Annotated in this window: 4 protein-coding genes; all 4 read right to left on the bottom strand. The window is 65.6% G+C overall.

Features of this window, described 5'->3' with window-relative positions; genetic code table 11:
- Positions 1-226: 226 nt before the first annotated feature.
- The 4 genes from ABD919_RS01705 to ABD919_RS01690 all read right to left on the bottom strand — a co-directional run bounded on the left by ABD919_RS01705 (position 227) and on the right by ABD919_RS01690 (position 21,943).
- On the bottom strand, positions 227-1,201 hold the full coding sequence (locus ABD919_RS01705) for an NAD(P)/FAD-dependent oxidoreductase (RefSeq protein ID WP_345233219.1): 975 nt from the start codon (positions 1,199-1,201) through the stop codon (positions 227-229).
- A 415-nt stretch (positions 1,202-1,616) separates the two neighbouring features.
- Positions 1,617-3,713 carry a T9SS type A sorting domain-containing protein gene (locus ABD919_RS01700; protein ID WP_345233218.1) on the bottom strand — a complete coding sequence of 699 codons (2,097 nt, stop codon included), beginning with the start codon at positions 3,711-3,713 and terminating at the stop codon, positions 1,617-1,619.
- Positions 3,714-4,043: 330 nt separating this feature from the next.
- Entirely contained in the window at positions 4,044-18,638 is a 14,595-nt protein-coding gene (locus ABD919_RS01695; protein ID WP_345233216.1) for a right-handed parallel beta-helix repeat-containing protein, read from the bottom strand.
- 500 nt (positions 18,639-19,138) lie between these two features.
- Entirely contained in the window at positions 19,139-21,943 is a 2,805-nt protein-coding gene (locus tag ABD919_RS01690) for a 4-alpha-glucanotransferase (RefSeq protein WP_345233214.1), read from the bottom strand.
- Positions 21,944-22,164: the final 221 nt, after the last annotated feature.

Genomic DNA, 22,164 nt, shown 5'->3' with positions numbered 1-22,164 from the left:
TCCTTATCAAGGAGGGGATGTTTTCGCGCCAGCGAAAACGGGGGTGGTGAGGGCTTCCGCGCCGTTAAAATAAGCCTTCCGGGTAACGTTCGGGTGAAATCGTTCGGGTTTCGTTCTGACGGGGTCAACCACCCCAGCTAAGCCTGCGGCTTAGCGTCCCCTCCTCATCTGAGGAGGGGAGTTTATTGTTCTTCCTCCTCACTTCATCACCCCATCACTCCAAAACCTATTTCGGGCACTCCTCCCGGGTCAGGCTCTCATTGATGATAATGGCGGCCTTGTTGCCCTCGGCGGCGGCCAGCAGGGCCTGCTGGGCGCCGGGCGTGGTGTCGCCGGCCGCGTAGAGGTTAGGAATCGACGTCACCAGGCCCTTGTTGACCCACACGGCGCCGCTGCGGGTGATGCGGGCGCCTACCTCGGCGGCCAGGGAGCTGCGCTGGTACTGGGGCGCGTGCAGAAACAGGGCCGCCCGCGCCAGCGGCTCGCCTTCCTCGAACTCAATGCGCTGCAGGTCGAGGCCGGGCGTGCCCACCAGGTGGCTGATTTTTTCTTCGCGCAGACCGATTTTGTGGCGGCGCAGGCGGCGGCGGGCGTTGGGCGTGAGGTGGCCGGGCCCGTCGGTTACCACTACTACATCCTGGCTCCAGCGGCTTACCAGCAAAGCCAGGCCCGTTACGGTGCGGCCCTGCCCGTACACGGCCAGGGGCTGGTTGCGCACCTCCCAGCCGTGGCAGTAGGGGCAGTGCAGCACGCCCCGCCCCCACAGCTCGCGGAAGCCGGGCAGGGGCGGCAGCACGTCGGCTACGCCGGTAGCCAGCAGCACCCGGCGGGCAGTTAAAGTCACGTCCTCGTCGGTGTCGGTGCGGCAGCCAGTGGCTTCGAAGCCCCGGCCCCGGCGGCGCAGCTTGTCAATCTGCAGGCACTGCACCTCCACGGTTTCGTAGGGCTGCAGCTGCTCGTGCCCGATGCGCAGCAGCTCGGCGGGCCGGATGCCGTCGCGGGTGAGGAAGCCATGCACGCCGGGCGAGGCTTCGTTGCGGGGCGGGCCGCCGTCGGCCAGCAGCACCTTGCGCAGGCAGCGGCCCAGGGTGAGGGCGGCCGCCAGGCCGGCACTGCCGGCCCCGATTATCAGCACATCGTAGGTGAAAGACTCCAGCGCGGGGCGCACGGAAGCGGCAACAGTAGCAGCGGTAGCAGGCATAAGCAAAGCAAGGTTAGCAGCGCTCTTTAACCCCCTGCGGCGGTTGAGGGTTGCAGCCGAGCTTAACCGGATGCAGGCCACCGGCCCCTTATGGGGCAGATGAAGCGCTTGGCCGTGAGTAACGCAGCAATGAAACGCTTTGCTTCACCGCGTTTAGCAGAACGCGCTTTTGCTACGCCAGCGCATGAACCTGCCTCGCGGACTAAAAGTCCGCGCTACTGAGCGGCGTGCACTGACGACAGCACCGCTCCAGGAAGCCCTTTGAACGTTGGGCTTGTCGGGCCATCCACGCCCTGAGGCATGACGCGCAAGAGACGGCCGAAACCGCTGCAACAACACAGCGGCTAGTAGCCAGGCACGAAAAAGCCTTTCCCAAGGGAAAGGCTTTTTCGGTTTAAGCAAAGGCCATTGTCCCTTACTCTTTAATCAAGCGCTGGCTCAGGTTGACGCTGCCTTGCTGGCCGCGCACCAGCAGCACGTAGGTGCCGGGCGCGAGCGGCTGCACGTTGAGCGCGTGCAGCGCCCCCGCATTGAGGGTGCGGGCCAGCACACAGCGGCCGGTCAGGTCCGTCAGGCTTACCTGGTAGCTACCGGCAGGCAGCTGCGTGAGGTCGAGCTGGGCGCTGCTGGCGGCGGGGCTGGGATAAAGGCTAACGGTGGCCGTGAGCTTGCCGAGGCGCAGGGACTGCACCGGGCTATAGGAAGCGCTGCCATCCCTGTCTACCTGCTGGAGGCGGTAGTATACCAGGCCTTTGGCTTTGGTGCCAATGCCGGCATCTACGAAGTGGTAGTTGGTGGGAGCCGACTTGGAGCCTTGCCCCTGCAGGCGGCCAATGGCCTCAAAGCTGCGGCCGTCGTGGCTACGCTCCACGTTCCAGTGGTCGTTTGCCACCTCCGAGGCCGTACGCCAGGAAAGCACCGCATCGGCCGGGCCCTGGGCCTGCACCGTGAAGGCCAGCAGCTCGACGGGCAGCGGCTGCAACGGTGCGACGAGCGTAGTAAGCACGGTGGCCGAGTTGGGGGCCGTGTTGTTGCCTTCGCCGGTACCGGTTACAGTCGTATTGCTGGTGGTGCTCATGCTGCTGCCGGTGGCCGGGGCCACAAAGCTGAAGCTAAACGCCTGAGTGGTGCCACTGGCCTGGCTGGTAAGCGTGGGATAGGCATACGTGGTGCCGCTAACCAGTGTAGCACCCGGCACGCTGATGGATGTAGCGCCGGCAGGCAGGGTAACCGTGCGCGTCACGCTGCCAGCCGTGCTGGGCCCGTTGTTGGTAAACCTAACCGTGAAAGCTGCCGACTGGCTGCGGGCAGTGGAAGCCGGGCCCGCCAGCGTGGTGGTTACATCGGAGATAACAACGCCGGCAATGGGTGTGGTACTGGTGGCGGTGGTATTGCTGTTGGTCACGTTGGCGCCCGTGGAGGTAGATACCACCGTGAAGGCCGGCGCAGGGGTAGGCACAATAAAGGAGACGGTATAGTCCAGCGCGTTGCTGCCCGCCAGCAGGATATAGGGCCCGCCCGTGAAGCTTACCGTGCCCGTGGCCGGGTCGTAGGTTGCCGTGGCCGCCCCGGGACCACCAAAGACCACACCCGTGAGGCCCGTGGGCAGGCCGGTGAGGGTGCGGGTAACGGTAGTGGCCTGGGTGGTGCCGATGCCCGTGTTGGTCAGGCTTACGCTCAGCGTCAGCAGCGAGCCTGCCAGCGGCGGATTGGCCGAGGGCGTGACGGTAGTGGTCAGGAAAGGGGCGCTGGCCCACACCTCGGTGTCGACGGAAGCCGAGTTGGCACCCGTGTTGTTGCCTTCGCTGATGCCGGTTACGGTGGTGTTGCTCACCGTGGTGATGGTGATGTTGCTGACGGCACCTACCGGCGGCGCATTAAAGCGGAAAGTAAACGACGAGGTGGCGCCGCTGGCCACGTTGGTAAGGGTGGGGTAGGTAATGGTATTACCGCTGATGGTGCCGCCAAAAGCCACAATGTTGGTGGCCCCGGCCGGAATGGTCACGGTGCGGGTAACGCTGGGGGCCACATTGGGGCCGTTGTTGGTGTAAGTAACGGTGAAGTTGGTCGTCTGCTGGCCGTAGTACACGAAGGTGGGGCCACTCAGGGTAGTGGTTACATCGGCAACCGGGGTGATGGTTACGGTTACGCTGCTGGTAGCCGAGCCCCGGTTAGCGGAGCCTACGGCAGAAGTTGCCGTGAACGAGGTCTGGCTGCTGGGCGCAACAAAGGAAATGGTAAAATCCAGGGTGCTGCCGACGTTACTGGCCGCCAGCGAATAGGGCCCGCCGGTGAAAGTAACCGAGCCGGCGCCGGCGTTATAGGTAGCACCGGCAGCCCCACTGCCGCCGAAGGTGACGCCGCTCAGGCCCGTAGGCAGGCCCGTGACGGTGCGCGTTACGGAGGTGGCCGTGGCATTGCCCGCGCCGGTGTTGTTGGTAACTACTACGGTCAGGGTGAGGGTAGTCCCGGCAAAGACAGGGTTGGCACTCGGGCTGATGGAGGTATCCATGCCAGCAGCAGCCCAGACAGTGGCGCTGCTTAACAAAAGCAGAAAGGCAATAGCTGTTCCGCGAAAGATTGTACTTGTATTCATAGTTGCAGTTAAAAAAGGCAAAATCGAAACTATCTAACTTGGTTGTCAGAAGATTCTTTTTAAAATACCATTCTGCAAAAATACTATGCCTTGCCCTAAAGGCCAGCTTCAATCGTCGAAACTTCCTATTAAATCATCTTGATTATAATTATTCCATCTGTTATTGGTAAGCATCTAAAAAAAAACCGGCCCTTCCCGCTACTACAGGAAGGGCCGGTTAGAGGGCACCGGGAAGGTTGGCAACTCCTACTCCTTAATCAGACGCTTGGTCAGGTTCACGGTCTGGCCCGCGTTGCTGCCGCGCACCAGCAGGGTGTAGGTGCCGCTGGCTACCTTGGTTAGGTCCAGCCCGTGCTGCAGGCCGGCTTCGAGCTGCAGGCCCAGAATCACGCGGCCCGTGGCGTCGAGCACGCGCACCTGGTACGAGCCGGCCGGCAGCTGGCTCAGGTCGAGCTTGGTCTCGCTGGTGGCCGGGTTGGGGTAGAGGCTGATGGCCGGCACCACGGCCTTGGTGAAGCTCACCGTGCGCACGGGCGAGTAGCTGAAGCTGCCGTCCAGGTCCACCTGCTTGAGGCGGTAGTACACCAGCCCGCTCACCTGGCGGCCGATGCCGGCGTCGGTGTGCGTGTAGTCGCTGGGGCGGCTGGTGTTGCCCTGGCCCTGCACGCTGGCTACTTTCACGAAGTCGCGGCCGTTGCCGCTGCGCTCGACTTCAAACCGGTCGTTGTTGCGCTCGGAGGCCGTCGTCCACTGCAGCTTGGCGTCTACGGTGTTCACGGCCTGCGCCGTGAATACCGCCAGCTCTACCGGCAGCGGGTTGGGGCCGATGCTGAACGTTACCGGCTGCGTGGTGATGCCGCCGAATACGTCGGTCGTGGTAATGGTCACCGTGTAGGTGCCGCTCTGCAGCACGCTGGCGTTGCTCACGAAAATCTGGCCCGTGGTCGGGTTCAGGCTTACGCCGGCGGGCAGCGGGTTGGAGCCGGGAGCCAGCACGGCGCTGGCCAGGCCATTAACCGCTACCGCCCCGAGGCTGGAGTAGCTGCCGCCGTTGGTATCAAAGGCATTGCTGATAGCATAGCCGTTGGTGTAGGGCGTGCCGCCGCCTTGCTGCGGGGTGTTGGTGTACACCGACGCATTGTCCTGGCCCACGGCCAGGGCATACTGGGCCACGTTCGAGGTGAGGGCGTTGGCCGGCACCCCGTTGCCGTTGTCGGTCGCCGTGTAGGAGAAGGTCACGGTGCCTACGTAGCCAGCGGCGGGGTCAAACTGTAGCTGGGCCGCCTGGGCGGGCGTCAGCAGCAGGCCGGGGAAGTTGGTCGTGTTCAGCGCTACACCGTTCACAAACAGCACACCCTGCGAAGCGGGGGGCAGGCTCAGGATGGTGTAGCTCACGATGCTGCCGTCGGCGTCGGTGGCTTGCAGCGGCGAGATGGGCAGGGCCACGGCCGTGTTGCCTTCCGGCGACTGCAGGGTGTTCACCACGTTCAGCGCTACCGGGGCCTGGTTGGCCAGGGTGGTGCTGAAGCTGCTGCTGTTGTTGGCCGCGTTCGGGTCGGTGCTGGTCGTCGTCACGGTGCTGCTCACGGTGTAAGCCGGGGCCGGCGCCGTGAAGCTTACCGTGTTGGTTACCGCGTTGGCCGAGCCGGGCAGCAGGGTGCTGAGGGTGGCGAAGGTTACCACGCTGCCGGTGAGGGTAGCGCCGGCGGGCAGCACCACGTTGGTAGCGCCGGCAGGCAGGGTCATGGTCGACACCACGCCGGTGGCGTTGGCCGGGCCGTTATTCACGGTTACGGCGGCGTAGGTTACCGTGGCGCCGGCTACGGTGGTAGCCGGGCCGCTTACCGTAGTGGCTACGTCGGCCTGGGTGCTGATGGCCACCGCGGCCACGGCCACGTTGTTACTCAGCACATCCTCGGGGTTGTCGGCCCGCACCGTGGCCGTGGCCACCAGCGTCGAGCTGTTGGGCGCCAGCAGCGTGATGGTGTTGCTCAGGCTGGCGTTCTGCGCCAGGGAGCTGGCCGCGTTGATGCTCAGCACGCCCGTGCTTACGTTGTAGCTGGCGTTGGCAAACGTGATGGTGTTGCCGCTCAGCGTGCCGCTGCCGCCGTTCACCTGCAGGCTGGCCACGGTGAGGTTGGCCGGCAGCACCACGTTTTGCGTCACGTTCTCGGCCGTAATGGGGCTGAGGTTGGTCGTGGTCAGGGTGAAGGTTACCGGCTGGCCGGCCGCCTGGGTGGCGACGTTGGCCGTGAGGGTAGCCTGCAGGTCCACCACCGAGCCCTGGGCCGGGTTGAGGTTGGTTACTACCGTAGCCGTGTTGTTGGCCAGGGCGAAGTCGCCGGTGGCATTCGATACGGCCGCCACGGCGGTTACGTGTACCTGCACCGCGTTGGGCGATTCAAACGACACCGTGCCCGAGAGCTGGCTGGCTACCCCTACCGGCAGGTTGCTGGCCGTGGGGAAGGTCACCACGCCGGTGCTGGCGTTGTAGGCGCCCGGCACGACGGTGCCGGTGTTGTCGCGCACCGTCACGTTGCTCAGGCCGGTGGGCAGCTGCACGGTCGTCGTTACCGAAGCCGCGGGCGAGGGGCCGTTGTTGGACGTGGTCACGTTGTAGGTCACCAGGTTGCCGGCCGTGGCCGTGGCCGGGCCGCTCACCTGCACCGCTACATCGGCTGCCGGGCTTACCGTGGTCGTGGTGGTGCCGCTGGCGTTGTTGGCCAGGTTGGTTTCCGGCGTGGTGGTTCTCACGCTGGCCGAAGCCGAGAGCGAAGCCACTGCCGGAGCCGGGAAGGTGATGGCGAAGCTCTGGGCCGCGTTGGGGTCCAAAGTGGCAATGGCAGCCAGGGTGAGCACGCCAGTGTTGGTGTTGTAGGTAGCTCCACCCGCGAAGGCGATAAGGTTGCCGCTGAGCGTGCCCGTGAGGCCGCCCAGGCGTAGGTCGCTGGCCGAGAGACCCGCTACCAGCTGCACCGTGCCCACCACCGTGCTGGCCGGCGTGTTGCTGATGTTGCGCAGCGTCACGGTGTAAGCCACCGGCTGGCCGGCCACTACCGAGGCCGGGCCGCTGAGGCTGGCCGTCACGTCGGTAACCTGGTTCAGGTTGGTTACCACGGTTGCCACGTTGTTGCCGGCCATGGGGTCGGTGGTGGCGGCCGTGGTGCTGGCCGCGGCCATTACCGTGCTGCCCGTGGTCGGAGCCGTCAGGGTCACGGTGTAGGTTTGCGAAGTGCCGCTCACCTGCGAGGCAATGGTCGGGAAGGTCACGATGCCGGTGCTGCTGTTGTAGCTGCCGCCGTTGCTTACCGTCACGCCGCTGAGGCCGGCGGGCAGGCTCACCTGCGTCTGCACGTTGCTGGCGGCCGAGGGGCCGTCGTTGCCCTGGGTGATGGTGTATGTCAGGCCAGCCTGACCGGGCAGGGCCGATGTGGGGCCGCTGATGCTCACGTAGGTGTTGGCCACGGTGCCCGACAGCGGCAGGGTGCTGGTAGCCGGAGTGCCCGTGGTGGGCAGGATGCTGGTAGCCGGAGCCGTAGCCGTGTTGTTGGCCGGGTTGGTGTCGCCGGCGGCGTTCGTGTTGGGCGTCACCGTAGCCGAAGCCGTGAACGTGGAAGCCGGGGCCGAGAAGCTCACGGTGTTGTTCACGGTCTGGCCGCTGGTCAGCACCACGGCGGGGAAGGTCACCACGCCGGTCGAGCTGCTGTAGCTGCCGCCGTTGCTGGCAAACACGCCGCTCAGGCCGGTGGGCAGCTGCACGGTCTGCACGGCAGCGGTAGCCGTCGAGGGGCCGCTGTTGCTGGTCAGCACCGTGAAGGTGGCCAGGTTGCCATTCACCACCGACGTGGGGCCGGCGATGGCCGTGCTCAGGTCAAAGCGCGGATTCACGTTAATCACCACGCTGGCCGTGTTGTTGGCCGGGTTGGGGTCGGCGGTGCCGTTGCCAATAACCGCCGTAGCCGTAAACGGACCGCTCGCTGGCACGGTGAAGGCCACCGTGAAGGTCTGCGAGGCCGAGGCAGCCAGGGTGATGGTAGCGAAAGTGACCAGACCGGTGCTCGTGTTGTAGGTAGCGCCGCTGGGGAAGGTGATGGTGTTGCCGCTGAGCGTGCCCGTCTGGCCACCCACGGTGAGGGTGGCGGGCGTGAGGCCGGCCGGGATGCTCACCGTTTGTACCACGCCGCTGGCGCTGGTGGCCGAGCTGTTGGTGGCCACAATGGTCAGCGTCTCAGTAGCGCCGGCATTCACCGGGTTGGCGCTGGCGCTGATGCTGGTGCCCAGGTTAGCCGGAGCCGCGGGGGCCACGGTCACCACGATGTTGGCCTGGTTGGTGAAGGCGCCGGCGGTGTTCTGCACAATGTAGGGCAGCGTGGCTATGCCCGTGAAGCCGGCAGCCGGGGTGAAAGTGATGGAGCCAGCGGCCGAGCCAGCCGTGGTCCAGGTGCCCTGGGCCGTGGTTACCGTGGTCTGAATGCCAGGCACGCCCGGGTTCAGGTCCAGGGTGCTGGCCTGGATGTTGGGCCCGCCGTTGGGCAGGTCGTTGCCGGTTACCGAGAAGGTAACGGCTACGCCGGGCAGGGTGCTGGCATAGTCATCCACGGCAATGGGGCTGGCCCCGATGACCAGGGTGATGGTGTGCACCGTCACGCCGCCAAAGACGTCCGTAGTAGTGATGGTCAGCGGGTAGGTGCCCGGCACCAGCTGGTTGGCCTGGGTTACGGTTATTTCCCCCGTGATGGGGTTCAGGGCCGTGCCGGCGGGCAGGGTGCCGGCGTTGAGCACGGCCGAGATGATGCCGTTGTTGGTCAGGGTACCCGTGGAGTTGTAGGTAGCGCCGTTCACGTCTACTACCGAGGCCAAGGTGCTGCCGTTCGGGTAGGGGTTGCCCTGGCCACCGCTGGGCGGCAGCAGGGTGTACTCGGCCGGGGTGTCGTTGCCCACGGGAATGGTGTACAGGGCCACGTTGCTCACGGCACCCTGGTTGTCGGTGGCCGTGTAGGTAAAGGTGGCGTTGCCCACGAAGGTAGCGGCAGGGTCAAACTGCAGCTGAGCGGCCTGGGCAGGCGACAGCACGAGGCCGGGGAAGTTGGTCGTGTTCAGCACCACCCCGTTCACAAACAGCACACCCTGCGAAGCGGGGGGCAGGCTCTGGATGGTGTAGCTCACCACGGTGCCGTTGGCATCGGTGGCGCTCAGCGGCGAGATGAGAGTGGCCACGGCCGTGTTGCCGATGGGGCTCTGCAGGGCGTTTACCACGTTGTTGGCCACCGGTGCCTGGTTGTAGGGGCTGGTGGTGAGGGTGGCCGTGTTGTTGCCGGTGTTGCTTTCGCCGGCGGCCGTTACCGAAGCCGTCAGGCTCAGGCTGCCCGAGGCGGGCATGGTCACGGTGAAGGTGTTCACCACGGTACCGTTAGCGCCCGGGGCCTGGTTGGTGATGGCCGGGAAGGTGATGGTGTTGCCGGTCTGCGTGCCGCCACCCGAGATGTTGGCAGCGACTACGCCGGTGGGCAGGGTTACCGTCTGGGTAGCCGAGGGGGTATTCGACGGGCCGTTGTTGATGGTCTGCACCGTGTAGGTGATGCTGGCACCGGGCGGGGCCGTGGCGGGGCCGCTCAGGGCGGTCACCTCGTCGTAGCTGGGCGCGATGGTCACGCTGGTGCTGGCCACGTTGTTGCCGCCGCTGGGGTCGGAAGTAGCCGACGACGTAGCTGAGGACGCCAGCAGGGGCCCATTGGCAGGGGCCGTGAGCTGCACGGTGTAGGTGGCGGTGCTGCCGCTGGCCTGGCTGGCAATTACCGGCCAGGTTACCACGCCCGTGGCGGGGTTGTAGCTGCCGCCGTTGCTCACCACCACGCCGGTAAGGCCGGCGGGCAGGTAGGCCACCGGGGCTACGTTCTGGGCCGCGGCCGGGCCGGCGTTGCTGAAGGTAGCCGTCAGCGTCAGGGTGGCGCCGGGGGCCACGCTGGCCGCCGAGGGCGTGAGGGTGGTGGCGATGTTGGCCTGGGCCGTGGTAGCCGGGGCTACGCTGGTTTGCAGGGCCTGGGTGTTGTTGCCGGGGGTGGGGTCAGCCGTGGTGGTGCTGGCCGAAGCGGTGGCCGTAATCTGGCCGGCCGCCGGGTTGGGCATCACAAACGTGACGGCGCTGGTCTGGCTGGCGCCGCTGGGCAGGCTGGCCACGGTGGCGAAGGTCACCAGGCCCGTGCTGCTGTCGTAGCTGGCGCCGGCGGGCAGGCTCAGGATGGTGAGGCCGGCGGGCAGCTGCAGCGTGGGAGCCACGCTGGCCGCGGCCGAGGGGCCGTTGTTGCTCGTCGTCACGGCATAGGTCACGGCGTTGCCGATAACGGCAGTGGCCGGGCCGCTCAGCACTACGTTCAGGTCAGCCGAGGGCGTGAGGGCAGTCGTGGTGCTGGCCGTGTTGTTGGCCGGGTTCGCATCGGGGGTGTTGCTGCGCACGCTGCTCACCACGGCCAGGCTGCCCGAGGCGGGGGCCGTGAAGCTGATGGTGAAGCTCTGGCTAGTGCCTGCACCGGCCGAAGCCAGGGTGGGGTAGCTTACCAGGCCAGTGGTGGCGTTGTAAGCCCCGGCTACGATGGCGCCGGTGTTGTCGCGCACCGTTACGCCGCTCAGGCCGACCGGCAGCTGGGTGGTGGCTACCACGCCGTTGGCCGCCGAGGGGCCGTTGTTGCTGAAAGTCGTGGCGTAAGTCAGCACCTGGCCGGCTACGGCCGTGGCCGGCCCGCTGATGGTGGCGGCCAGGTCAGCCGTGGGGCGTACGGTTACAACTACCGCGTCCACGTTGTCGCCGGCCACCGGGTCGCCGGTGTTGCTGTGAATCGAGGCCGTGGCCAGAATCTGGCCGTTGTTGCCGGCATTGGCCGGGGCCGTGAAGGCAATGGTGTAAGTCTGCGAGGCACCGCTGGCCAGGCTGGCGATGGTGGGGAAGGTTACTACCCCGGTGGTGCTGTTGTAGGTACCACCGTTGCTCACCGTCACGCCGCTCAGGCCGGGCAGCAGCTGCACGGTCTCGGCTACGCCGGTGGCGGCGTTGGGGCCGGCGTTGCTGGCTACTACCGTCAGGGTTACCGTGGCGCCGGCGTTCACCGTGGCGGCCGAAGCCGTGATGGAGGTGCCGATGTTAGCCGTGTTGGCCGAGGCCGCCTGAATGGTCAGGTTGGTGGCCGAAGCCGCCCCGTTGAGGAAGGCCGTGTTGTTGGCCGGGTTGCTGTCGCCAGCGGCCGCAGTGTTGGGCGTCACGGTGGCTACCGGGGCGAAGGCCGTGGCCGGAGCCGCGAAGCTGATGGTGTTGGCCACCGTCTGGCCGGCGGCCAGCGAGGCCAGGGCCGGGAAGGTCACCCGGCCGGTCGAGCTGTTGTAGCTGCCGCCGTTGCTCACGAATACGTTGCTCAGGCCCGCAGCCAGCTGCACGGTCTGCACCGCGTTCAGGGCCGCCTGGCCGCTGTTGTTGCTGGTGGTCACGTTCAGGGTTACCAGGTTGCCGGGCTGGGCGCTGGCAGGGCCGCTCAGGGTGGTGCTCAGGTCGAAGCCGGGCGTGATGCTGATGGTAGCGCTGGCCGTGTTGTTGGCCGTCTGTCCGGCTTCGGTGGTGGTGGTGCTGATGCTGCCCACGCCCGTTACCGAGCCGCTGGCCGGCGCCGTGAAGCTGATGACGGAGCTTACCGTCGCGCCCGCCGCCAGGCTACCGGTGGGGTAGGTTACCACGCCGGTGCTGCTGTTGTACACGCCGCCGTTGCTCACCGTCACGCCAGTGAGGCCGGCCGGCAGCTGCACGCTGGCCGTGGTGCTGGCCGCCGCCTGCGTTCCGTTGTTGCTGAAGGTTACCGTAAACGAAGCCGGCTGGCCCGATACCACCGTTGCTGCGCCGGGCGTCAGGCTGATGGCCACGTCGGCCGTGGCGTTCACCGTCAGCGGCAGGGTTGCCGTATTCGGGGCCAGGTTGGGGCCTTCGCTGCTCGTGGTGGTGGTGTTGCTGCTCAGCGTGGCCGCGCCCGTGGTGGTGGGCGCCGTGAAGCTGAAGCTGAGCGTGGTGCTGGCGCCGCTGGCCAGGGTTGCCAGGGTACCGAAGTTGATGGTGTTCGTGCCGCTAGTGTAAGTAGCACCGGCCGGCAGAGCGGCAATCTGAGCGGCGGTAAGCGTCGCGCCGGTAGGCAGGGTCACCACGCGGGTCACGCTGCTGGCCGCGGTGGGGCCTTCGTTGGCAAAGGTCACGCTGAAAGTGGCCGGCTGGCCGGCATTCAGCTGGGTGGGGCCGCTCAGGGTGGTGGTCACGTCGGCTACCGGGGCAATGGTGGCGTTCACCGTGGCCGAGTTCGGCGCCGTGTCGGGGCCCTGGCTGGTGGTGGTGCTCACGTTGCTCACAATGGCCACGCTGGCGCCCGACTGGTTGGGTACCGTGAACGAGAAGGTGAACGTGTTGGTGGCACCGTTGGCCAGGGTGGCCGCCGTGCCGAAGCTGATGGCGTTGGTGCCGCTGTTGTAGCTGCCGCCCTGGGCCGTAATGGCATTCAGCTGGGCCGTAGTCAGGGTAGAGCCGGCGGGCAGCTGCACGGTCTGGGCCACGTTGGCCGCCGCGCTGGGGCCGTTGTTGCTGAAGGTAGCCGTGTAGGTGCCGCTGGCCTGGCCGGCGGTCAGGGCGGTGGGGCCGCTCAGGGTGGTGGTCACGTCGGCTACGGGCGTCACGGTGCTGTTCACCGTGGCCGTGTTGTTCGCCGTCGCCCCATTTTCCGAAGTCGTGGTGCTGGTGTTGCTCACCGTGGCCACGCTGCCCGTCGTTACGGGGGCGGTGTAGGTGAAGCTGAAGCTGCTGCTGCCTCCGCTGGCCAGGGTGGCCAGCGTCCCGAAGTTGAGGGTGGTAACGCCGCCCGAAGTACTGATGCTGCCGCCCTGGGCCGTGATGGCGTTCTGCTGGGCCGTGGTCAGGGTAGCGCCGCTGGGCAGCGTTACGGTACGCACCACGTTGGCGGCAGTGCTGGGGCCATTGTTGGTGAAGCTAGCCGTGAACGTACCCGTGGGCTGGCCGGCGGCGATGCTTGCCGGGCCGGTCAGGGTAGTAGCCACGTCGGCCACCGGGGTTACGGTCACGGTCGAGGTAGCCGAGTTGGGACCGGTATCGGCGCCCTGGCTGGTGCTGGTGCTTACCGTGGTGCTGGCCACCACCTGCGTCAGGCTGGCCGGCACGTTGGCGATGCTCACCGTCAGGTTCTGGTTGGCGCCGTTGGCCAGCGTGGTGGGTACGCCCGTGAAGGTTACCACCCCTGTTGTGTTGTTGTAAGCCGCCGTCACGCCCGTGGGCAGGCCCGTGAAGCTCACGTTGCCCGCGCCCAGGCCGGCCGTCAGCTGCAGGGTCTGGCTATAGCCGGCGGCAGTGCTCGGGCCGGCGTTGGTGTAAGTCACGGCGAAGCTTAGGGCGGCGCCCGCGTTCACCGGGTTGCCGGAGGGCGTGATGCTCGTGGCCACGTCGGCAATGGGCGTCACCGTCACGTTGAGGCTGGCGTTGTTATTTGCCGTAGCGCCATTTTCCGAAGTGGTGGTGCTGGTGCTGGTCGACACCGGAATGGTAGCGAACGAAGCCGGCACACTGGGAATGGTCACCGTCACGTCGGCGCTGGCGCCGCTGGCCAGCGTGGTGGGCGGCGAGGTGAAGGTCACCTGGCCGGTGGCGTTGTTATAGGTACCGCCGGTCACGGTTACGCCCGTGCCCAGGCCCGCCGGCAGCGTTACCGTGCGGGTGTAGCCGGCCGCCGTGCTGGGGCCGTTGTTGGTGAAGGTCAGGGTCAGCGTCAGCGGGCTGCCGGCGGCCACGGGGTTGGCCGAAGCGCTGATGCTGGTAGCCACGTCGGCCACCGGGGTCACGGTCACGGTCGAGGTAGCCGAGTTGGGACCGGTGTCGGCGCCCTGGTTTGAGGTGGTCGTCACCGTGGTGCTGGCCACCACCTGCGTGAGGCTGGCCGGCACGTTGGCGATGCTCACCGTCAGGTTCTGGTTGGCGCCGCTGGCCAGCGTGGTGGGTACGCCCGTGAAGGTTACCACACCCGTCGCGTTGTTGTAAGCCGCCGTCACGCCCGTGGGCAGGCCCGTGAAGCTCACGTTGCCCGCGCCCAGGCCCGCCGTCAGCTGCAAGGTCTGGCTATAGCCGGCGGCGGTATTCGGGCCGGCGTTGGTATAGGTCACGGCGAAGCTTAGGGCGGCGCCGGCATTCACGGGGTTGCTGGTGGGCGTGATACTCGTGGCTACGTCGGCCACCTGCAGCACCGGAATGGTGTAGGTGGCCGGGCCGCTCGTGATGGTGCCGCCGGTGTTGTTGCTCACGCTGCTGATGCCGTTGGCATCGGTAGCGGTGTAGCTGAAGCTCACGCTGCCACCGGTGAAGCCGGCCACGGGCGTGTAAGTAAGGGTGTTCAGCAGCGAGGGCAGAATCTGAATCGTGCCGATGTTGGCCGCCGTCAGCACCGTACCGTTGTAGGTGAGGGTGCCCGAGGCGGGCAGGGCCGTGATGCTGTAGAACTGCACGCTGTTGCCGGTACCGGTCACGGTAGCCGACAGGTTGGGGTTGAGCACCGTGGCGCCGTTGGTGTTCGGGATGGCCACGTTGGTCACCGAGTTCGGCACCGGGGCGGTGTTCACGGACACGTTGCCCGAGAACTCCGAGGTCACATTGGCCAGGGTGGCCGTGCTGGTGAGCAGCGTGCCCGGGCTGATGGTACCCCCTGGCAGCGAGCTCAGCGGAATGATGAAAGCAAACCCGTAGGCGTTGGTGTCGGAGCCCTGGTTGAAGCCGTTAATCGGGCCGGAGTAGCTCAGGCCGGTGCGCGGGTCCATGTCGGCGGCAGAGCCTTCGGTGAAGGTACCCAGGTAAGTCTGGCCCTGGCCGAAGTTGGCGCCCGTAGCATTCACGCCGGCCGGGTTGGGCTGCGCAATAAAGAGCTCGATAGCGGTGTTCGGCCTGGCGAATCCTCTTACCACCAGGTTGGTGCCTTGCACCGTAGCCGAGGTCAGCACGGGGTAGTTCAGCAGGCCGTTGGGGCCAGCGGTGCTGCCGCTGTTCAGCGTCACGAAGGGCGCCGTGCCCGTGCCTTCCGCGCCGGTGTTCAGGTCGATACCAATCTGGCCGCTTGCCGCCGCGCCGTTGGCCGCCGTCACGTTGCCGTTGTTGAAGATGGAGTTCTGGCTGATGAGGGTAGTCGCCGTGTTGCCCTGCACCTGCACGCCGGCACCGTAGTTGCCGCTCACCACGTTCTGGCTCACGGTGTTGTTGGTGCCGTAGATGCGGATGCCCGCCGTTTCGTTGGGTGCCAGGGTGCTGGAGCCCCGGCCATTGCCAACGATGGTGTTGCCCTGAATGGTGATGGAGCCAGCCGACAAGTAGCTGTCTACGCCCACGCCGGTGTTGTTAATCACCAGGTTGTTGGTGACCGTCGTGGCGCTGCCCTGAATATCGATACCATCCCAGGCGCTGTTGGCCAGGGCATTGGAGCGAATCTCGTTGTTGGTGATGGTGATGTTGGTCACCCCGCTGTTAGTGGAGATGCCCTTGCCGGAGTTGAAGCCGATGAGGTTGTTGCTTACCGTGCTGGCCGTGGTACCAGCCGTGAAGCGGATACCGTCGGAAACACCGCGTACGCCGGCACCGGGGTCAGTGAAGCTGGTGGCCGTGGTGCCAATCAGGTTGCGGCTGATGGTGACGCCGCCGGCGGCCACGCGAATTTCCGCGCTGTTGTTGTTATCGCCGGTGGTGCCGAAGCCATAGATGGCCAGGCCCAGCACCTGGGTGCCCGTGCCGCCGGCGGCAATGTCGATGCCTATGCCGATGGCCGAGGTGCCCACAATCTGCACTTCGGGGCCGTTCACCGTGCCCAGGGCAGTACCAGCCGTGCCCACGGTGCCGCCGGCGCCCAGGGTCACGTTGTTGGTGTTGCCCACGTTGGCCGTTTGCGTCGAGCCGTTAATGGCCGTGTTCGGCCCCGTAATGGCGGGCAGGGCGGTAGCGGGTGTAATCACGGCCACCCCAGCCGCGCTGAGCTGGTTGGTGAGACCGGCCCGCAGGCCGGGCACGGCCGTGCCGTTGGAAATCATGAAGATGCTCGTCTCCACCCCGGCCGGCAGCGGGCCGCTGGCATCGGAGCCGGCCTGGGCCAGGGAAGCCTCGCCGCCCAGGGCGTTGGAGTTGAGGATGAACTGGCGCAGGGAGCCCTGGCCCGTGTTGTTGGTGTTAACTACGGTGTTGAAGTTGTAGCCGAAGTTCACGTTCACCACCGGCGAGGCCGAGGTGGCCGACAGGGTAACCGTGCTGATGGACTGAGCCACGGTGCTGGCCGTGGTCAGCGAGGCCAGGGTGGCGCTGGTGGTGTTGCTGCCGGCGTCGCTGCGCAGGGGGTTCTCCCCTCCTACCCGGTTCACGTCGCCATTCACGAAGGTCTGAACCGGCAGCAGGCCGGCCACGTAGCCGGGGCGCGAGGAGGTAACGGTGCTGTTCACCACGCGCACCGTGTAGGTGGCGCCGGTGGTCAGGCCGGTAAAGCTGTAGTTGCCGCTGGCGTCGGTGGTAGTGGCCGAGATAAAGGCGCCGGTGTTGCTGTAGAGCTCCACGCGGGCGCCGCTGCGGCTCACGCCCTGGCTGGTGGGCAGGTCGCGGCTGGCGCCACCGCCGTAGTTCACGTCCTCAAATACGTTGCCGAAGATGGCGGGCGCAAACGTCACGGGCGTTGGGCTGGGGGTATCACCGTTATCGGTGGTGGTGGTGCGGTTGGGGGGCAGCACGCCGCTGTTGGTGCTGGCGTCGTTGGCCACCAGGTCGAAGGGCGTCAGCAGGGTGCCGTCGCCCAGCTGGGTGTAGCCCGCGTTGGGGCCGGTGCTGGTGCTGGTGGCGTACGCCGTGTTGTTCTGGGCCGTGGTGGGCACCGAACCACTGGGGAACGTTACGCGCACCGTAAAGGTGATGGTGGCCCGCTGGTTGGGCGACAGGGCCTGGTCGCCGGTCAGCAGGCTGGCCCCGCCGCTCACGCCCGTGAAGCCGGTGTTGGCGGCCAGGGTAGCGCCTTCGAAGTTCTGTACCGAGATGCTCTGCAGCGTTACCCCAGTGGAAGTGGGAAAGGTAGTATTGTTGGCATTGCCCCGCAGCAGGTCGCTCACCTGCACGTTGGGGTCGGAAATGGTGCCCGTGTTTTTCACCTGCACCACGTAGGTAATGTCGTATTGCGTGGCGCTCACGGGCACCACGCTGGTCACGGTCTTCACCACGTCGATGCGCTGCAGCGGGTTGATGCAGCTGGCGCCGTCCGAGTTGGTGGCCCCGTTGATGTTGTTGATGACGCTGGCTGCTCCGGTCGTTTTGTTGATGACGTAGAAGCGGCCGCTGGTGGCCGTGATGCTGCCGCTGGGGCCGTTGCCGTAGGCGAATAAGTTGCCGGTGATGTCGAAGAAGGCCGAGCCCAGCGGCTGGTTATTATCCGAGGAAGCCCCAATCTGGGTTACCAAGCCGGTGGTCGGGTTTATAATGAAGAGGGCTCCCGGGAACGACGTGCCATACAGCAGGTTGTCGATGGGGTTGAAGGCCAGGTCGAAAATGGTAAAGCTGGCCGCCCCACCACCCGAGTTGACCGTGTTAAGGGCCGTGGCCGTGAGTGGCATGGATGCCAGATTTATCCGGTAGATAACACTGGAGCCGGTCTGGTTCTTCACATACAGGTTGCCGCTGCGGTCGAACGACCCGGCCGCCCACTGGTCGACCGGCAGGCCGCTCACGGTGCCCAGCGACTCAATGCCGGTCGTGCCGATTTTAACCAGCTCCACCACCGAGGTAGCATCGGTGGCGCGGTCTACCTGGGGGTTGGTACCCGTCGGGTTTACGTTGCCGGTATAGGTGAGGGCATACATGTAGCCGTCGAGGGAGTTGTAGCCCACGGCGTTAAACGTGCCGCCCAAATCCTGCAGCTCGCTGGTGGTGTAGGGAGTGGAGTTCCGGATTACCTCAAACAAGCGGGTAGAATTGCCCAGCGTGCCGTTGGCCGGGGCCGTGTCTACCTGGCGGGCCTGGTAAAACGAGCCGTCGCAGCTGTAGCTGGGGCCGGCATCGGCAAAGGGTGCCCGCAGCGACAGGCTGGTCAGGGCCACCTGGTCGCTGGTGACGCTGCCGGCGTTAGTCAGGTCCACCAGGCGCAGCTCCACCGACGTTTGCCCGGCTGCAGTGGTGAAGGTGTAGCTGTAGCGCGTCCATACGTCGTTTACGGCCTCATTGGCCAGGGTGGCGTTGGTGCCTTGCGCTACGCCGTTGAGCTGAAACTGCAGTACCGGCACCGGCGTGGTGGTGGTGCCGGGAGCGTTGGCATTGGAGGCGTAGAAGGAGAAAACGTAGGTGGTGCCGGGGCGCACCGACGCAGTCTGATACCAGATGGCCGTGGAAGCCGTACCGCGGTAGAGCAGGTAGGTGCTGGAAGCCGTCACCCCATTGGCGGCATCGCCCGGGAAAGTGCTTTGCTGCGTGGCAATGGTACCCGCTGCCGTGTAGTTAATGGCTGCCCGCTGAATACTTACCTGCCCCAGTCCCGGCCGGGTGCCCGTATTTACATACGTGGCCCCGCTGCGCCAGGCGCCCAGGTCGGTTCCCGGGGCAATGGTATAGGCCGTGCCCGAGGTGATGGGGTAACGGCTGAAGTTGCCGTTCTGAACACGCTGCACGCCGATGCCGGCCCAGGCACTGGGCGCGGCCAGCAGGCTCAGCAGCATGACAAGCAGCCAGCCGAAGCGGCCGGGTAGAGGTGGGGGGGTGTGAAAAGCTCCATCAGGCACAGAAGCCTTCCGGAAAGGAGGACGTAAGCTTGTGTCCATAAGCAGTAGGTATGTGGTTAGAAAAAAAAGTATAGTGAAATCCTAAGGCTGACTTACCAGCACGACAAAACTATTTTGGCCTATAGTCTATAAAGGCTTGATTTCGACCAATGCCCCCCGTAGCCAAGCGAGAGAGCCTCGGCCCTAGGGCAATGAATTGTGGAATATGCCGGAATCACGATTGGCTGAATTTGGTGCATAAGCAGAAGTGTAAGCTCCCATTTACGCCAGACACAAGATAATAGATTGAACTATCACCTTAACTTTTTTCACAAAGCGCAACAAAATTTTATCATTCTACCCGATAAATGACATACTTTCCTGACTTGAACCAACTTATCACCTTCCCCCTGCCAGTCAGCCGGTTGCCAGATAGCGGCTGAGCTTATCGCGCCCAACAGCCTCCCCGCACCTGGGAGTTCCCGCTTTGCCCCAAACGCAAAGCGCCCCCTTCCATCGGCTGGAAGGGGGCGCTGGTCTGGCGGGCTGGAATGCTGCTCCTACGCTCGGCCGCTCACCTGCACCAGGGCGCGCAGGGGCTCGTTGAAGCCCACGGCGTCCACCAGCTCCTCCAGGGGCAGGTGCAGGCGGTAGCGCCAGAAGTGCGTGGGGTTGCTTGGGTCGTTTATCTGCTCCTCGTGCGGGTTCACGCGGCGCAGGTGGCTGTCCATGGCCAGCAAGTCCTGCAGCGGGAAGATGGCCCACATGGCCGGCGAGTGCAGGTGCTGAATGATGATTTCCCGCGCTACCCAGGGCTCGCAGTAGTAGGGCGCTACCTCGCGCCAGTGGCCCAGCATGGTTTCAAAGAAGCGCTGGGTGGTCACGCGGTCGGTTTCCCACCAGCCGCGCAGCGTGCTCATGTCGTGGCTGCTGGTGGTCACCACGCTCAGGTAGGGCGCGTCGTCGGGGTGGCCAAACTCCACTTTAGGGTTGGAGGGCATACGCTGGATGTTGAGGCCCAGCATGCCCAGCTCGCGCATCACGCCCGGCACCGAGGCCGGTACCATGCCCAGGTCTTCGCCGCAGATAAGCATGTTGGTGGCGTAGCGCACCGGCGGCAGCTTCACCAGCCCCTGCCGGCGCCAGAAGTCCTCGTGGCGGCGGAAGAAGAAGTCGATGTAGATGTCGTCGTAGAGGCGGCGGCGCGTTTCGTCGTTGTCGAGCTCGCGGTACGAGTAGGTTTTGTCCAGCGTGATGCGCGGGTGGTAGAAGTCGTTGCCGGCCGGCACAAACAGCACCTCGTTCACGAGCTTGTACAACCCGGTGCGCAGCCACACGAAGTACTCCTCGTGCTCGGGCTGGGCGGCAATTTTCTGGTCGATGTAAGCCTCAATCTTGCGCTGGGTGTTCACCTCGGGCTTGAGGTGAATGCGCCCGTAGCTGGCATCGTAGAGGTACTCGTCGAACACGTGCTGGGCCTCGCCGGCGAAGACGTGCTCCAGCATATGCCAGCGGATGTAAGGCTCGCAGAGGCGGGAGTAGTCGAACCAGCCGAGGCGGTTCTCAATCTCGTGGCGGTGCAGTGGCAGGGCTGGGGCGAAGTGGCCCAGCAGGCCTTCTACCGAGTGGCCGGGAATTTCCCAGATGCGGAAAAAGCCCAGGATGTGGTCGATGCGCAGGGCGTCGAAGTAGCGCGAGAGGTGGCCCATGCGCTGCTTCCACCAGGCGTAGCCGTCCAGGGCCATGCGCTCCCAGTTGTAGGTAGGGAAGCGCCAGTTCTGGCCGGTGGTGGAGAAGTCGTCCGGCGGCGCGCCCGCCTGCCGGTCCATGTGGTAGAGCTCGGGCTGGGTCCAGGCGTCTACCGAGTGGCGGTAGATGCCGATGGGCAGGTCGCCTTTCAGCACCACGCCGCGGCTGCGGGCGTAGTTCACGGCCGCCAGCAGCTGCTTGTCGAGGTGGTACTGCACAAAGAAGAACAGGCCGAAGTCGTCGAAGTCGGCGGCGGTTTCGGCCGTCAGCCCGGCCAGGTTCTGCGGGCTGCGGAACTCCTCGGGCCAGGTGTTGAAGTCGGCCGTGCCAAACCGGTCGCGCAGGGCCGAGAAGGCGGCGTAGGGCAGCAGCCAGTCGGCCTGCTCGGCCCGGAACTTATGAAACTCGGGGTCGGCCAGGAAAGCGGCTTTCTCCTGCTTATACAGCAGCTTGAGGAAGCGCCACTTGGCGTTCATCACCGGCTCGTAGTCCACGAAGTCCTTGGCGTTGAGCTCCTCGCGCAGGGCGTCCAGCTCCTTGGCGGCTTTCTTGTCCTTGAGCGGGGCAATGCTTTCGAGGTTGATGAACTGCGGGTGCAGGGCAAACACCGAGATGGCCGCGTACGGGTAGGAATCGACCCAGGTGTGGGTGGCCGTGGTGTCGTTGATGGGCAGAATCTGCACCAGCTTGAGCCCGGTTTTCACGGCCCAGTCGGCCAGCAGGCGCAGGTCGTTGAACTCCCCTACCCCCAGGCCGCTTTCGCTGCGCATCGCGAATACGGGCAGGGCCACGCCGGTGCCGCGCCAGGCGTCGAGGTAGCGGTAGCCTTCGTCGTTGAGCACGCGGGCCACGCTTTCGTCCTCGGCCACGGGCACGGTGCGGTTTTCGCCGCCTTCCATGTCCAGGGCATGGTGCTTCTCGTTGTCCCAGAACGCGTACTTGTACACGCAGGTCACGTCGGGGTTTTCCAGGGCCACGGTGGCCGTCCAGGTGGGATAGTCCTTATCCGACAGCACCACGCCCTTGCGGTTGCTCCAGGCCCCCAGGGCGGGGTCGGAGCCCAGAATGCACAGGGAAAGGTGGGGCGGTACCCGCGGGGCTACCAGGCTGAAGGTAATTTCCCGGGACCGGGGCGCGTCCGGCCCGGCCGAGGCCGCCGCCACGGGCACGGGCTCCTCCTTTTTTGCTTTGGCTTTGCGGCTTTTGGCCGCCGGCGCTTCGGGCACCTGCGATACGGCCGCTTTGGGGCGCCGCTTGAACAGGGCTTCGGTGAAGGCGGCGGTCAGCAGCTCGTTTTCCGGCTGGCCGGGGGCCCGCCAGTAGTCGGATACCAGCACGCGGCTGGCTTGGCGGCCGTCGAAGGCCAGGCGGCGGTTAGGGCCAAACTCCCAGTGCTGCCCGCCGCTGTTGGCGTCGAGCAGGATGTACTTATAAGTAAGCTCCCCCGCCTGGTCATCGGGCAAAGTCAGCTCATAGCTCCAGCAGCCAACGGCTTCGTCGTAGCTCATTTCGGGAGCCGCGGCAAGCTGCCAGTTGCCCAAAGCCGGCACCGACCCGCATAAGGCCATGCGCTGGCCATACACGGTGCGGTAAGGGATGGAGAAACGAATCGTCATGTAGGTGAGTAGGATTTGGGGGCGAAAGATAGGAAGTTAGGTTGGAGGGAGAAAAACCCGCTCCCGCTGCTGCCGCTGGCTGCAGGTACGCAGAAAGCCCTCCACAGGCCAGCCAGGGCTCTGCAATCGTCTGCGGATACGGGCCAGATTTTTCTTGATTTTGCTGCGCAGCCGCTCCGTGCCATCACCCCACAAGTGGCCCTGCCCAAGCTGCAGCGTAG

The organism is Hymenobacter saemangeumensis (assembly GCF_039541835.1).
Taxonomy (GTDB): Bacteria; Bacteroidota; Bacteroidia; order Cytophagales; family Hymenobacteraceae; genus Hymenobacter; species Hymenobacter saemangeumensis.
Note: the sequence above shows the minus strand (reverse complement) of the source record. Positions and strands in the feature narration are given on the sequence as shown.